Origin of the sequence: Sphingorhabdus sp. (genome assembly GCF_023910635.1) — a bacterium.
GTDB lineage: Bacteria > Pseudomonadota > Alphaproteobacteria > Sphingomonadales > Sphingomonadaceae > Sphingorhabdus_B.
On the sequence record NZ_JAAVVZ010000004.1, the window covers coordinates 142,505 to 160,297 of the forward strand.

1 protein-coding gene (running past one end of the window) is annotated in these 17,793 nt (G+C 55.7%); it reads right to left on the reverse strand.

Annotated elements, in window-relative coordinates; translation table 11 throughout:
- Positions 1 to 17,793 carry the 3' portion of a YDG domain-containing protein gene (locus HEQ34_RS03645; protein ID WP_296197529.1) on the reverse strand. Its footprint extends 9,885 nt past the window's final position, so 17,793 of the gene's 27,678 nt are visible here — the last part of the coding sequence; its start codon lies beyond the right edge, outside the window; it ends in the stop codon at positions 1 to 3.

The following is a 17,793-nucleotide window of genomic DNA, read 5'->3' on the forward strand; positions in this document are numbered from 1 at the left end:
TTAGAGTTTTGTGGAGAATTTTAGGTTCAGTATTACCGAGATTTTGTAACCTTCCTCGTCGACCGCGGTCACCTCCACATCCAGCTGGGTTACGCCGTCAGGCGCGGTGCCGGAAAGAATGTTACGGGTCGCATCGAAAGCTACCCAAGCAGGCAGAGCGCTTCCGTCCGGTAAGGCGGCGCTAAGTGTAATCCGAGCATCACTGCGCATATGGCGGAAAGCCGTTTGTGGAACAGTCAGTTTGAACACTGCACCCGCATCAAGAACCGGAGCGTTAATAATATCGACCGATATAAATCCTCGCCCGGATGTGTCTGGTGAAGTCGACATGCTACCGGTTGAACTCGTATCAGCGGTTGCGGTGCTCTCAGGTGCCTGTGTAGACGCAGACGAACCCGAAGGGGCGCCACCTAGGGTCGTTACAGCCTCGGCCCCAGTTCCAGAGGTCTGTGACGACGTAGACGAGCCCGAAGCGGCGGCGGCCGAAGTCGTGCCGGCATCAATACCACTGTCCGAGGTCGGCGAAGCCAAAGGAGGTGCAACCACGACGGGACTTGCGAGCGACGGTGCAAGTGTTGGCGCGTTAACGACTGACAGATTCTCATAAGTCCGAGATACCGTGACGACGGCAGGCTGCGGTATCGATATCGTCACAGGAGCCGTCGAAGCACTAAGCACCGGCAGGGCAAAGTTTGACGCCAAAGACGTCGGCGTGCTGACCAAAGCAATCTGGCTAATGTAGTTGCCAACGACACCCGCGTCCGCTGAGTTCGCTCGCGCGCCTGAATAACTAAGCACTTGGCCAGCTATACCCGTATTGACTGTTACCCATCTGGTGAGGTCCGCACTTCCGTCATAGACCTTCAGGGCAGACAAAGAGACAGGCTTTGGCGTAATCGCACTAGACGTGTTGTTTACATGGCTGATCGCATAGTTAGACAGCTGGGTGTTTGCACCCGCAACCGCTGCACTCACTACAATCGTCTTGTCACTCAGCACCGCGCCGCTGCTGTTGCGGCTTACATCCGCATTGGCATAAGCCAGTGTTGCGCCCGATATGCTTTCAGTACCCACAAGCCCGCTAACGCTATAGCCGACGTTCAAAGCACTGCTGGCAACCGATGTGTTGCTGTCATAGACCTTCGTCTGCGACAACGCTGTAACCGTCAGCGCCTTGGGGTTGATCGTGCTGGTCGAGTTGCTGGCATAAGTGACCGCATAATTCAGGCCACCATGGCCGTCATTTACCGTCACCCCCGCAACAGTTACCGAACGGTTTCCGCTGCCAGCGTTTGCATTGGTAAAGGCATAGTTTCCACCGCTCACGCTATCCAACCCGAATAGCTGCGTGTTGCTACCAGCCTTGACAATCGGCGCGGGAGCAATGCTCGCACCTACAACACTCAGGTCGGCGTCATATGTTTTTACGACATTCGACGTCGTCAGGGTTAGCGAAGCTGCCGTGATCGTAGCCGTACGGCTCCCGTTGGCCAACGTATAGTTACCGGCCAAGCCAGTGCCATTGGTCAGCGTCAACGTGCCAAGTCCAACTGCCTTGTTCTGGCCGACATCCTTGTCACCCAGCGTGCCAGAGCCCGTCAGGCCCAGCGTTTCAACACCAACCAAAGTACCGGTCGTCAGGGCAGAGGCCGCAACGTCGGTAGTTGCATCATAAACGCGTCCACCCGTCAGGCTAACCACATAAGGCGTAATCGCACTAAACGTGTTGTTTACATAACTGATCGCATAGTTGCCGCCATTATTACCATCATGGACCGTAACGTTGGATACATTTACGGTCTTATTGGTTCCGGCATTAACATCGGTGAATGTGAACGTACCACCCGACAGTGCATCGGACCCGATCAAACGTGGGCTGCCATCCGCCAGCACAGCGGCACCGGCGGCACTCGCCATGCCGTCATACATCTTGCTGAGATCTAGAACAGTAACCTGCAACGGTGCCGGAGCAATCGTGCTGGTGGTGTTGGCTACATAGGTTACCGCATAGTTAGCAAGATCTGTGTTGGTTGCGGCTATTGCACCGCTGACCGTCACGGTCTTGTTATTCAATACCATGCCGTCAACGCCACGCCCGACATGTGGATCAGCATAAGACAGTGCCGCAGCGGCGATGCCTTCTCCCTGCACCATGTTGCTCACGTCAAAGCCGCTGTCTTGGCCCAAGGCTGTAACTTGGATAGTGCCGTCATAGACTTTTGTCTGCGATAGCGCTCCAATGGTGATCGGACGCTGGAGGATTTGGCCTGTTGCCGTTCCCGAGCTGCTCAGCAATATGTAGTTGCTGGCATCAGAGCCACCGAGCGAAATGCCGGAAATCACAACAGAACGCAGTCCAACATCCTTGGTATCGAACGAGCCCACCGACAGCGCTACACTGATATCGTCACCAGCATAGATGCCGTTGAACGCGGCTGATGCCACCTCAGCAGCCGTCGTGCCGTCATAGACCTTGTCACGAATAACTATGTCCGAAACGCCCGAAAGTACCGCAGGGGTAATGGAGCTAGCCGTGTCTGCGACATAGCTGATGGTGTAGTTCCCGATGATCGTACCCGTTGCGCCAATAGCAGCGCTCGGCAAGATAGATTTAGTACCCTGACCAACATTCTTGTCATCATACGTCAAAGTAACCGAAGCAATCGTGTCAGATCCGATCATCGGGCCTGACGTGAAGCGTGCGGTTCCTGCCGCGGTCGACGCATCGTAAACCTTGGTCTGAGCCGCAGCTACAACCGTCGTGGCGTATGGGTTGATGGTGCTGGTAGAATTATTAGCATAGGACACTGTATAGTTCGCGCCGTTATTGCCGTCGTTGACTGTCACACCCGAAACGGTGACAAACTTGTCACGCAGCACCGCGCCATTGGCGTTACGACTGACATTGGCATCGACGAAGGCAAAGTTACCGCCGCTAAGGCTGTCAGCGCCAAACAATTCGGTTTCGCTGCCGATTTTGACAATTGGTGTCGGTGCCTGGGTTGCCCCGACCATCGATACGCTGCCATCGTAAGTCTTAACCGCTTCTGAAGCGGTCACAACCAGCGCCGCTGGGGTTATCGATGCCACCTGCACGCCACCTGCAAACGTATAGTTTGATGCAAGTCCGCCATTGGCGCCACTACCACTCAGCAATGTGAGCCCAGTCGGGTCGATCCGCTTGTCATTACCTACATTACGGTCGGAAAATGCCCCAATGCCGGTCAATATGAGCGTCTGGTTGCCGACCAGCGCACCTGTGACCAGCTTTGCTGCCGCGATAGTTGCCGCACCATCATAGACCTTCATACCCGTCAAATTGACGATATATGGGGTAATAGTTCCGGTGCCCGTCGCGGTCGTGTTAGACGGCGACCAGCTGTAGTTGGACAGATCGCCCGTCACCGAAATACCCGTCAGCGTAACAGACTTGGCTGCGCCCGCGTCAGGATCATCAAAACGCACATTGCCAAAAGTAACCGTCACATTGTCGGCGGCAATCACATTGGTGGCCAATGTGCCAGTAGCAGCCGTCGTACCATCATACATCTTGGTCGTTACCACTGGTGTAAAGGTGATTACGCGGCGTGCAATATTGGCAAAGGCGGACGGGTTAGCGGCCAGCGTATAGTTGCCACCATCGGTGCCTGTCAGGCTATCGATCTGCACCGCAATAAACTTGTTGGTGCCGATATTCTCATCAAGGAACGAAGCGGAGTAATCATAAGTGACGATGTCACCGGCAATCCGGTTATCGGAAATGCTTACCTGCGCATCTGTAGTACCGTCATACTGGCGACCAATGCCGACCGCAGATGCAATGAGCGTACGCGGCAGAATGTTGGCCTTCAAGCCCGTCGGCTGAATGAGGTTATAATTGCCTGCATCTGGACCAGCGAAGGTAACCTCGCTGCCGATAACGGGAATAAACGTTCCAACATTCTTGTTGGAGAACGTGCCCGTCATGCTCGAGATGCCGATCTGATCGCCTTGGATAAGACCAGCAAGTGCCGAAACGGACGTATTGATGATGTTCGTTGTCGTCCCGTCATAGACCTTGTCAGTGGCAACAACACCAACAACTGTGATGTCTTTCTTGAAGATCGACGCGGTCGCCTGATATGTTGACGCTAGCGTTACATAATCCGTGCTGCGTGCCGTTGGCGTGGTCTGTGCAAGCACGTTGACGATCGTCACACCCTTGCTCTCGCCTGCCGTCTTGTCAATAAAGTTGGCGAATGGATTATAGACCAGGCTCAAGATCTCGCCCGCGACTTGGTTTCCAAGAGTCAGGCTTGTGACTTGAATTGCAGTGTTACCATCGTAAATCTTATTCGGAACGACGGCGTTGAGCGTCAACGGACGCTGATTGACCGTCACATTATGCGTGCCACCCGTCAGCGTATAGTTGATAGCAAGCCCAGTGCCGTCTGTCAGATCAAGCGTGCCGACTGAGCCCAAAATCTGAGACTGCGGGGTCGTCCCATTGAGCGTAACGTGCGCATTCGAGATCGTCCCTGCGCCTGTAAGACCAAGCGTTTCCTGCCCGACCCGCTGGCTCAGCGAGAAGATATCGGAATTAACCTGTGTCGCCCCGTTATAAACACGGCCACCCGTCAGGCTGATGGCGTAGGGGTTAATCGTGCTGGTCATGTTATCGGCATAAGTGACAACATAGTTACCGCCATTATTGCCATCGCTTACGGTCACACCGCTCGCGGCCACAACCTTGTCACTCAGCACAGCTCCGGAAGAGATGCCGCCCTGGCGACTGACATTTTCACCCACAAAGGCATAAGTGCCACCGCTCAGGCTGTCGGCTGTGTTGCCGTTGCTGGCATTCGTGAACAAGCTGCCAACTGTCACGACCGGCGTACCAAGCGCTGTGGTCGTTGCATCATATGTCTTAATGACATTGCTGGTACTGACCGTGATAGCCGCCTTGTTGATCGTGCTCGTCAAGTTGCTGACATAAGTGACGGTGTAGTTCCCGCCGTTATTGCCGTCGTTGAGCGAGACGTCCGCAACGGTAACCGTGCGATCATCGCTGCCAGCATTGGCATTGGTAAAGGCATAGCTGCCGCCAGAGAGCGTGTCAGACCCGAACATCTGCGTATTGCTACCCGCCAGGACAATCGCGACCGGTGCAACTGTTGCTCCGGCAACGCCCAGTGTGCCGTTATACGTCTTGACGACGTCGCTAGTGGTAACTGTTACAGATGCCTGCGTAATCGTCGCTGTGCGGCCACCGTTCAACAGCGTGTAGTTGCTGGCTAGGCCAGTACCACTGGTCAACGCCAGCGTGCCAAGGCCAACAGCCTTGTTCTGACCCACATTCTTGTCACCAAGCGAACCTGAACCCACAAGGCCAAGCGTTTCTTGATTGATCAGCGTGCCGATGGTCAAAACGCCCGCCGCAACATCACGCGTCGCATCATAGACACGGCCACCATCAAGGCTCACAACATAAGGCGTAATCGTGCTCGCCATGTTGTTTACATAGCTAATGTCATAATCGCTCAGCACTGTGCCCGCAGTTGCCTGCGCCGCACTCACTGCAATCGTCTTGTCACTCAGAACCGTGCCGCTGCCGTCACGGCTTACGTTCGCGTTGGTATACGCCAAGGTAACGCCCGACAGGCTCTCGCTGCCAACCATATTGCCAACGCTATAGCCAATGTTCAGCGCCGTGCTCGCAACCGACGCGTTGCTGTCATAAGCCTTTGTCTGCGACAGTGCTCTTACCGTTACGGCATAAGGATTGATCGTCGCCGTCGTCGACGCCGTCGACGTCGTCAGCGTGTAGTTACCCGCATCCGTGCCGCCCAACGTAATCCCGCTGATGCTCACCGTCTTGCCAATCGCAGCGCGCGCATCATTGAACGCACCCGTTGAGGTCGCAACGTTCAAGACATCGTTGCTCAACCGACCATTAAACGTAGCGCCAGAAGTCACCAGCGTTGCAGTGTCATTGGCATCATAGGTCTTGTCTGTGGCTGTAATCCCAGAGACCGTGCTGATCGTCGCCCGCGTAATGTCAGCCGTACGGGTTCCGCCCACCAGCGTGTAGTTGGAAGCAAGACCGGTGTCGTTGCCCAGCGCCAGCGTATTGATGTCGAACGTCTTGTTATCGCCAACATCCTTAGTACCGGTCAGTGTACCGGTACCAGAAAGCGTCAGCCGCTCAACGTTCACCAGCGTGCCGATGGTCAAAACGCCCGCCGCAACATCACGCGTCGCATCATAGACACGGCCACCATCAAGGCTCACAACATAAGGCGTAATCGTGCTCGCCATGTTGTTTACATAGCTAATGTCATAATCGCTCAGCACTGTGCCCGCAGTTGCCTGCGCCGCACTCACTGCAATCGTCTTGTCACTCAGAACCGTGCCGCTGCCGTCACGGCTTACGTTCGCGTTGGTATACGCCAAGGTAACGCCCGACAGGCTCTCGCTGCCAACCATATTGCCAACGCTATAGCCAATGTTCAGCGCCGTGCTCGCAACCGACGCGTTGCTGTCATAAGCCTTTGTCTGCGACAGTGCTCTTACCGTTACGGCATAAGGATTGATCGTCGCCGTCGTCGACGCCGTCGACGTCGTCAGCGTGTAGTTACCCGCATCCGTGCCGCCCAACGTAATCCCGCTGATGCTCACCGTCTTGCCAATCGCAGCGCGCGCATCATTGAACGCACCCGTTGAGGTCGCAACGTTCAAGACATCGTTGCTCAACCGACCATTAAACGTAGCGCCAGAAGTCACCAGCGTTGCAGTGTCATTGGCATCATAGGTCTTGTCTGTGGCTGTAATCCCAGAGACCGTGCTGATCGTCGCCCGCGTAATGTCAGCCGTACGGGTTCCGCCCACCAGCGTGTAGTTGGAAGCAAGACCGGTGTCGTTGCCCAGCGCCAGCGTATTGATGTCGAACGTCTTGTTATCGCCAACATCCTTAGTACCGGTCAGTGTACCGGTACCAGAAAGCGTCAGCCGCTCAACGTTCACCAGCGTGCCGATGGTCAAAACGCCCGCCGCAACATCACGCGTCGCATCATAGACACGGCCACCATCAAGGCTCACAACATAAGGCGTAATCGTGCTCGCCATGTTGTTTACATAGCTAATGTCATAATCGCTCAGCACTGTGCCCGCAGTTGCCTGCGCCGCACTCACTGCAATCGTCTTGTCACTCAGAACCGTGCCGCTGCCGTCACGGCTTACGTTCGCGTTGGTATACGCCAAGGTAACGCCCGACAGGCTCTCGCTGCCAACCATATTGCCAACGCTATAGCCAATGTTCAGCGCCGTGCTCGCAACCGACGCGTTGCTGTCATAAGCCTTTGTCTGCGACAGTGCTCTTACCGTTACGGCATAAGGATTGATCGTCGCCGTCGTCGACGCCGTCGACGTCGTCAGCGTGTAGTTACCCGCATCCGTGCCGCCCAACGTAATCCCGCTGATGCTCACCGTCTTGCCAATCGCAGCGCGCGCATCATTGAACGCACCCGTTGAGGTCGCAACGTTCAAGACATCGTTGCTCAACCGACCATTAAACGTAGCGCCAGAAGTCACCAGCGTTGCAGTGTCATTGGCATCATAGGTCTTGTCTGTGGCTGTAATCCCAGAGACCGTGCTGATCGTCGCCCGCGTAATGTCAGCCGTACGGGTTCCGCCCACCAGCGTGTAGTTGGAAGCAAGACCGGTGTCGTTGCCCAGCGCCAGCGTATTGATGTCGAACGTCTTGTTATCGCCAACATCCTTAGTACCGGTCAGTGTACCGGTACCAGAAAGCGTCAGCCGCTCAACGTTCACCAGCGTGCCGATGGTCAAAACGCCCGCCGCAACATCACGCGTCGCATCATAGACACGGCCACCATCAAGGCTCACAACATAAGGCGTAATCGTGCTCGCCATGTTGTTTACATAGCTAATGTCATAATCGCTCAGCACTGTGCCCGCAGTTGCCTGCGCCGCACTCACTGCAATCGTCTTGTCACTCAGAACCGTGCCGCTGCCGTCACGGCTTACGTTCGCGTTGGTATACGCCAAGGTAACGCCCGACAGGCTCTCGCTGCCAACCATATTGCCAACGCTATAGCCAATGTTCAGCGCCGTGCTCGCAACCGACGCGTTGCTGTCATAAGCCTTTGTCTGCGACAGTGCTCTTACCGTTACGGCATAAGGATTGATCGTCGCCGTCGTCGACGCCGTCGACGTCGTCAGCGTGTAGTTACCCGCATCCGTGCCGCCCAACGTAATCCCGCTGATGCTCACCGTCTTGCCAATCGCAGCGCGCGCATCATTGAACGCACCCGTTGAGGTCGCAACGTTCAAGACATCGTTGCTCAACCGACCATTAAACGTAGCGCCAGAAGTCACCAGCGTTGCAGTGTCATTGGCATCATAGGTCTTGTCTGTGGCTGTAATCCCAGAGACCGTGCTGATCGTCGCCTGCGTAATCGTCGCTATGCGGCCACCATTCACTAACGTGTAGTTGCTGGCCAAGCCAGTTCCACTGGTCAACGCCAGCGTGCCAAGGCCAACAGCCTTGTTCTGACCCACATTCTTGTCACCAAGCGTACCTGAACCCACAAGCCCAAGCGTTTCAACACCAACCCGTGCGCCGATCGTCAGATCTGCCGCCGACACCGAGGTCGTCGCATCATAGACACGGCCACCCGTCAGGCTCACCGCATAAGGCGTGATTGTGCCTGCATAATCGGAAAGCTTAAGGCCGTAATTTCCAGCCTTAGCGCCCGTCAAGGAGAGACCAGCCAAGGTAACCTTAGACGCGTCGAGCACATTGGCGTTATCAAACGTACCCGATGCCGTGCCGTCGAGGCTGACATCATCGCCCGTATAAGCGGAGCCGTCAGCAGCGGTGCCGGATCCTGCTGTAATTGCAGTTAGCAGTGCGGCGGTACCGGAAATCGCAACCGCTGTGTTGCTGTCATAAAACTTAGTGAAGGTAGAGCTGTCCAAACCGCCGACGACAAGCGTCTTCGGCGTGATTTGACCGATCAGGCCATTTACACGATCGGTCGTATCAAGCTGATAACCGTAAACCGAGATTGTCCCGGAAGCGGTTGACGATGTCGCAGTGAAGTCCGCGCCGCTGGCAATAACCTTCTTGTTGGCGAGCACATTACCACTGACGTCCCGTGCAACATCTGCACCTTCAAAGCTGACGCTAGTCGCAGTGGCTGTAACCACATCCTTATCGGTCTCGGTAGCGCTCAGATAGTCGCGCTGCGCACCTGAAACGACATAGTTAACGTTTGCAGCATTGGCCGTCGTTAAACCGTCATAGACCTTGGAAACGGTACCGGTCAGCGACACGGTAACCTTTGGCGCAAGAGTATACAGCACACCGTTGAGCGTGCTCGACGCCTGCGGCACAGTCGACGTGCCATAATTTGCATTGTAATGCTTAAAGCCAGGTGTCAGGCCGCCAAGCGTGTCGAGCGCAGGATTGGTTGACCAAATCTGCCAGACGCCATTGAGACCTGTCGTCACCGCGGATGCACCGACATTGTTAATGAAATTACCGGCGGTGACTAATGTGATGTTGCCGCCGCTGGTGATAGCCTTGGCTAGTGTCAAATTGGCCGCACTTGTTTGCAGCGTTACTGAACCGGTGCTGGTGACGCCGGCGATGCCATCACCAACCGTCAGTGCACGGCCGTTCTTCAGGTTGAAATCACCGCCGGTCGAGGCCCGCAGAACGCCGATGCTATTGGTATTATTAAGCGTTACTGAGCCAGCACCCGAAAGAACCAGAGTGTCAGCCGAAATTGCACCGACGGCTGCCTGCGTTATAGCTCCAGCTGCTGTTGTAACGCTGACCACTGATCCCTGTACCGAGCCAAGCTTAAGCGCTTGGCTGCTATTGATAGTGACCGGCATCCCAAAGGCATTGGCCGCAATCGTTCCGCTGCCAAGCGCGTTGGTGAAGCCCAGGTCAAGGGCGCCACGACCGGCTACCGATGATGATGCGTTTGCGTTGGCGTCACTCTGCTGAACGGTCAGCAGTAGGTTATTGTTGCCACCAAAGGTCAGCGCCTGATCGGTCTTGATACCTGTTTCAACCGCAGTGCCGAGATCCTGATACGCGCCAGCAGTCTTGAAGGTAACAGTACCGCGTACCTTGTTGACCTGCGACAGGCTTACCGACGCACCAACATTGGTTCCGGATGCCACAATCGACTTGCCGCCAGCCTGCGAAATCACCGTGAGGTCATTAGCCGAAGAATTCGTCACAAGATCAATCGAGGCGCAGCCGGTTAGGCAGGAGTTATTATTATTTGCATCATAGGTTGCCAGACTGGACGTTCCGATGAGCTTGCCGCCTGCGACGGATAATGTGATCACGCCGTTCAGGCTGATGGTATTTGGCTGCTGCGTACCCGCGCCAAACCCGAATACGTTAAGCGCAGAATTGCCCTGAATGAACGTTCCGCCCCCCGTCAGGTTGAAGCTACCGCCAACCTGCAGATAGCCATCTTGGCTGTTGGCGTTAATCCCGACCGCCTGGGTAGCATTACCGACTGACACGAGGTTAAAGTCGCCAGCCACTAGCGTATTGCCCAAGACCGTACCCGATGCACCGGTGCCCGAGTTGTCAAAGGTAACATCGCGCAGCGAATTCGGCTGGGCATTGACTGTGAGGCTACCCCCTAAATCAATCACCGCTCCATTGGTCTGGGTCAGCAACCCGCCAACCACGAAAGATGCACTTGAGGTGTTGTTCGTACCGCTGGCTTTCAAACCAGCAAGGCTAATATTGGTATCAAACGGGTTGGCGATCGTGTTGATCGTGACGCCGCCGGAGCTGTAGTTGGTGAATCGATAATCCGCATTACTGCTGATCGCTGCAGCGATTATTGGTACGACGTTGTCTGGGTGGATCAAGTCAACCAAGCCGGTTGATGTGATGGCCAATTTCGCGGCCTTGACCGCAAAACCAGTGCCGGGGATGATCGAGTTGTTACCAGCAATCTGCACGCCCTGCGACACGCCTGCAGCTTCAATCCAGATAGTCCCTAACGCTTGCGTTCCGCCAATGGCAGCATCAATCGTAATCGCCCCGGGTGAACGTAGCAGCAAGTTCTTAGCCGCGCCGGAGCCATCGCTATTGATGGCAGCCAGATCAATAGTGGCGGCCGTTCCGTTAGTCACGATGGCGACACCGCCCGTTAGCGTGATCGCACCCGCCATGGCGATATTGCCGCCAGCAATGATGTCACCGGCAAGGCGGTTGGTGCCTATACCAGACTGGGTGAACGCACCGCCCGAGATTAAATCGCCTGTGGTCGCCGTCGTCAGAATACCTGAATGGTTCAGATTGGCCGCACCTGCCACCAGAATTGTGCCAGAGACATCAATGTCACCTGCTGAAACAATCGTGAGCGCACCAATTGCGCCGTCTATGAATGGTTGGGTGATGGCTGCGCCCGGATCACCGATATAGGTGACCTTGCCGCTGCCAGCAGTCAGCGTCAGGGTGGCGTGATCAGTGGAAGCCAAGGCTGCGTCGGAGCTAACTGTGCTCAGGAAGCTGATGCTGCCATTATTGGTGGTGGTCAATGCTGCGTTCGTGCCCAGCACGACCGCATCGCCATAGCTTTGCGCGCCGGTCGTGCGAACCAAACCGCCATTGATCAGAGCCGCATCGCCGCCGCCGCCGACAGTAAGCGACTTGAGCGCAGCCAATGCTCCAACCGTCCCGCCGAAGGTCGTCAAGCCGCTGCCCGATACCGTCAAGGCGCGAGCGGTGCCATCACTGTTCACCGTCTGCGCGAGGTTGATGTCAGTGCCGGTTAGGACCACGTCCGTGGTCAGGATAATCGCGTCGTTATAGATCTGCGTTGTCGTCGTATCGACATTGCCACCCAGATAGACTGTGCCATTGGTGTTGGTGAGGACCGATGCGGCCTTTAGCGACGCGCCGAAGGTCATCGTGCCTGTGCTGACAAGTTTCAGCGCTCCAAGACGCTCCGTGCCCCCAACTGCGCCCGTCAGCGTAACATTCGCTGAGCCAACATTTGCGGTAAAGTCAAAGCCACCGTTCAGCGTGCCTACGATGCCAATATTATCATTAGTCGTGGTCAGAGACACTGCCCTAGCCAGCGTTACATTTCCGCCATAGGTCTGTGTATCGCTCGTTGTAATCGCAGCGGCGTTGAACGTTGCATCGCCAGAAACGGAGAGCGTTGTTAGGTCGAGAATGGTATTAGAACCACCGCTCGTTCCGAGAATAGCGCCGCCAACAATTGCAAGGCTATTGTCATTGCCACTGATATGTCCTGTCGACACCGTTGACGCGCGCAACGTCGCGTTGGCACCCAGGGAAAGGGTTCCATAGCTTTGAGCACCACTGGTGCGCACGTCGCCATTGGCCATGGTGACAGTTCCGTTGCCCTGAACCGTAAAGCTCGCCAGCTGTGTGAGACTGCCAATAGCGCCGTTCAGCGCAGTAATGCCAGAGCTGGAAACGGTGAGCGCATGCGCACCGTCGACAGCACCGCCGAGGGTGGCACCCGCACCGTTGAGTTCAACAGCGCTGGCAAGCGTGATGTCGCCAGTGAAAGTCTGTGAAGAACTGGTGCTGATTAATGCAGCGGCAAGCGTGCTGGTGCCAGAAACGCTTAGAGTGCTGAGGCCAGTGATCTGATCTCCGGCATCGCCATTTCCAACCACGGCGTTACCCGTGATAGTCAACGCGTGTCCGCCGCCGACAACGGTGTCGAGCATCGAGACGCTGGTTGCGTCGAGCGCGATGTTCTCTTTAAGAACAACACCGTTTTTGTAAGTTTGCGAGCCCGAAGTGGTAATTGGGCCCGACAGTTCTATTTTGCCAAGGCCGTCGCTTTCGAAGGAAGTCGCCGCAACAGAATCAAGAAGTTTTACAACGCCGCTGGAGCTGAGCACCACGCCAGCAAGCGCTTTATTGGTCCCCAGGGCCGCATTGAATGTCGCCGCACCGGAGCCGGTGAAGGTGAAGCTGCGCGCTGTATCATTACTATCGCTATCAATGCTGCCCGCAAATTGCAGCGTTCCTGTGGAGGACTCGATGTGGACGGCATCTGTTAATGTAATTGCAGTCGCGAAAGACAAGTTTCCATCGAGGAAAAAGTCACTGCCGAGGCTGTTTGTGCCAGTGCCCGTCTGCGCGAAGTTATTTTGAATATAGATGCCGGCGCCCGGTGCCGTCGTGAACTGACCAGCATTTACGACTGTGACGACCCTTGCGCCAAAGATGCCTCCGAAGCTGATGTCGGCGCCACTGACACCGACCGTGCCAAAACCGGTGGCCGCATTGGCGAATGTGACATTACCCGTGCCAGCGGAAACTGTGAGCCCAGTTGAGCCATTGGTCCCCGAGACCGCAAGTCCAAAGTACACAGCATCGTTCGTGGTTGTCAGTGCAACACTGCCGGGAATGACGTTGTCGAATAAGAAAGCATTGCCGAACGACTGGTTACCAACGGTCGTGATAGACTTTCCTCGGAAAACCGTCTGTCCACCAATCGTTGGTGTTACTGTAAACGACTGAAGCGCGTTGTTCGCGCCGATATTACCGTAAAGCTGGGAGGTGGACGCAATAATTGTGGCAGACCGTGCAGGTCCGGACGCCGCACTGTCGAGGCCGGATGCGAAAGTAATAACAGACGAATCAAAGACCACGTTTGATGTTAAAATGACCGCAGAGTTAATGTTGACCGTCGGCGCGGTAACATTGCCTCCAAATTTTGTGGCACCTAGCCCGTTTGTGATTAGACTATTGGCGTCGATCGTACTGCCAAATGTTTTTTCACCCGAGGCGGTTAAAGTGACGCGACCTGTTGCACCAGAGTCACCAACGGCACCCGAAATAGTTATCCCACCAGCAGTTGTTAGGATTTCACTATCAAAAGCACCGTTCAATGTTCCGGTGACAGTGACGTCAGACGCAAGCGAGCGCAGGAATGTCGCATCCGTCAAAACGACATTTCCGTCAAAAAGCTGGGCATTGCTTGTCGTAATGTCGGATATGTTCAAAGTTGTCTTGCCGCGGACAGTGAGTCCGCCCAGCAGCACGCTAGCGCTCTGATAATCCTCTGAACGGCCAAACATTGCCTCGCCATCGACGTTGAGGGCAAAATAATCTGTACCGTTGTAGCCCGTAACGGACTTGTTCAGTCGAACGATCATTCCGGTCAGAGACGTATCGGCACTGAGAGTCACCGCATTAGCATAAGTTTGCGCATTGTTGGTGGTGACTGCACCACCGGAGATGAGCGTCGTCCCGCCGCCATCGACCAACAGGCTAGCGAGCGAGGTTGTGCCGCCAACCGCACCAGTGAATGTCGTGAGACCTCGGTCAAAGACGTGCAACGCCCTATTGCCGTCAATGATATTTCCGAAGGTGATTCCGGTTCCATTAACTTCCGACGACCGGGCCAATGTCACCGCGCCAGTGTAGTTTTGGGTTCCTGAAGTGAGGACATATTCAGCGGACAGGTTAGTTGTGCCAGACACGCTGAGGCTGCTCAATCCGCCGACCGCATCGTTTCCACCGACCGTTCCTAATTGTGCGTTACCCGTGATGGTAAGCCCATGGTCTTTGCCCACGACCCTACCAACGGACACAGTAGTGCCAGTTAATATCATATCCGATTCTAGCTGAAGTTCCCCATCAGCGAAGGTTTGCGTGCCGCCGGTCGTGGTAACTGCATCGAACAGTTCAATAGTTCCCGATGCATCGCTGGTGACAGAGGTCGCGGTCACAGCGCCGCCGAGCCGTGTGATGCCCGCGCCGTTAAGCGTGACAGACCCCAGCTTTTTGATCCCGCCAAGCGCGGCCGAAAGCAGAATATCCTCCCCGGCAGCCAGAGTTAGATTGCGGGCATCAGTCGTGCTGCTGTTAACTGTACTGGCAAAGCTGATTGTGCCATTGGTACCCGCAGCGGTGGCTGCAATGTTGCCCGTCAATTCAACGCCAGAAGCGAACGAGATACCGTCTGTCGTCAGGATGTCGCCGCTAAGCTTGTTTGCGCCCGCACCGCTTTGCGTAAACTTAGTGCTGATGATATCGCCATCTGCAGATGTAATGAGCGCCGCGGCATTGACGATAATTGCCTCGCCTGTTGCGGTGATCCCAGCATTAAGCGTCAGCGCGCTACCTGTGAACTTGAAATATCCTGCAAGAGCCGTTGTACCATCAAGCTTGGTCAGGCCAGTCCCGGCCTTTTGCTCATAGCTATCAGCTGTAAGCGCAGCCGTGAACGTCACGTCGTCCGCCGAGTTGAGGACAATGTCGCCGAGGCCCACGGATTGCGTGCCAACTGCGCCTGTAAAGCTGACATCGCCCGCACCAGCCGTGATCTCTAGGCCAAAGGGCGTGGTGTCTGATTGAAGGGTTGATGCAAAGCTGATGTTGCTGCCCGAAGAGGTTAGCGTTGTGTTCGCACCGAGTGTCACCGCATTGGAATAGGTCTGCGCACCAGATGTTTTAATAACCGAGCCATTAAGACCCACCGTGCCGCCACCGTTGACGGTCAATGCACCCAATAGGTTTGCAGAGCCCAGCGCGGCGTTGAATGTCTTGGCGCCCGCAGCGGTAACAGTCAGTGCGCGCGGCGTAAGAACATCGTCACTGTCAGTCGTGTTATTCAGCGTAATGTCAGAACCCGTGAGAACAATATCACGCCGAAGGACTAGGGCGTCGTCATAGGTCTGTGCGCCAGCGGTCGTGATTGACGCGCCGTTGAGGTTGCTGGTTCCGCCACCATTGACCGTCAGGGACGCAAGCGCCGCCGTGCCGCCCACAATGCCGCCAAAGTTCGTTATGCCGCTGGCAGAAACGGTGAGAGCCCGAGCAGTGGAGCTGCTCTCACTGTTTACCGTCTGACCAAGGGTAATGTTCGTGCCGGTAAGCGTCACGCCACCGGTCAGGACCATTAGGTCGTTAAAGATTTGGGTCGTGCTAGTATCGACGGCACCAGCAAGCTTGGTTGAACCGCCAACATTGGTTTCTAGCGAGCGTGCATAAACGTCGCCCTTGAAGGCCGTGATGCCATCGCTGCCAATACTGACATCACCCAGACGTCCATCCGTCTTTGCGCCCGCGGCGCCAGTGAAGGTAACTGCACCAGTGCCCGCAGCGACAATCAATCCGTTGGACTTAGTAGCAGCCGAATCAAGCGCCGCCCCAAAGGTTATTACACTGTTCGTTGTCGTGAGCGTTGTCGTCGTTCCCAAGGTTACATCACCTTGGAAGTTCTGCGCGCCTGTCGTCGTCAGCGTTTCCGTTTCGATCAGCGTCGTGCCGCTAATATCGAGCGAAGCGAGACCTGTGACAGTATCATTTGTGCCGCTTGGGCTTCCCAATTCAGCATTACCCCTGATGGTAAGTATCTTGCTGCTGCCGCTGACAGACCCATAAGCCTTCAACGTTGCTGCGGTCAGCGTCACGTCGGCCTTAAGCGTCAGAACATCCCGGTAGAATTGATCCCCCGTGGTCTCAATATTGGCAAAAACCTCGGTCGATCCAGGCGCATCTGTGGCAACAGATCCGGCCTTGACCGTGGTCGAAAACTTCGTCGTGCCGCCACTATTGACGGTGACGCTGCCCAAAGCAACCGTATCGCCGACCTTGTCAGAAAAGGTGACGTTGCCGCTGCCAGAGTTGAGAGTCATTGCACGTGCGGACGCGGCGCCGCTGTCCACCGTTGATAGCAAGGTTATGGATCCACCCGATGACGCGACAGTCACGTCACCCATAAGCGTCACGGCCTGCGCCAAGGAAATATTCGCATTGGCCGTACTGATGTCACCAGCTAGGCTGTTGAGACCTGATCCCGTCTGGCTGAATGCGCTTCCGGCTGTAATGTCACCAGTAGCTGACGTTGTGAACAGTCCACTATTGGCGACTGTAAAGCCTGATCCAGTGCTTACCGCACCATTAACTGTAAGCTTCGTTCCGGTGAAGCTAAAACCATTGATAAGCGCCATCGCACCCGACAACGACGTCAGGTTCGAGCCTGCTAACTGTTGAAAGCCACCAGCCGTAACAGCCGCTTCAAAACTGACGTCTGAAGCAGTTGAAACTGAAATCAGGCCAGGTGCTGTAAGGTCTGCATTACCGCCAACCACGCCGGTAAAGCGGATATTGCCGGTCCCGGATGTGAGGGTGAGGTTATAGGCAGAGCCAAGAGCATCTAAGGTGCCAAGGAACAGAATATCACCGCCGCTCGCCGCACCTGTAGTGAGAATGCGGTCGCCATTCAGGATCGTAGCGCCAGTAAGAGTAATTGTCCCACCGCTCTTCGCTGCATTCGTCGTGTTGGCGGTGGTCGAGATATTGCCGAGCAAATTGATGGTGCTCGCAGTCAAGTTGACCTCGCCACCTGCCGCGTCGCGACCGTTTGCCGACAATGCGCCGGCACTAATCACGCCTGCGGTAGACGTCAGGCGGATAGCGCCTGCCGACGCTGAAGCAGCCGCAGCATCTCCACTGCTTGTCACTGTTCCAGTGGTGATCGCACCTAAAGCGTGGATGGTGATTGCACCGCCGCTGGAATAGGCTGTGGTATTACCAATCGTAATATCGCCTGCTGTCGAAACAGCAACGCCAGTGGAGTTGAAGCTGCCAATTTCCGACGACACCGCGCCCGCCGTAAAGCTACCGCCGCGAGTAGTGATTGTTTCAGACACAGTTATGGCTGCGCCAGGAGAACCCAAGGTAACAGCGCCGCCCTGAGTGGTGACACCGCGCCATGTTAGGCCAGCGGTCGCGCCGCCATCAACGTTGAA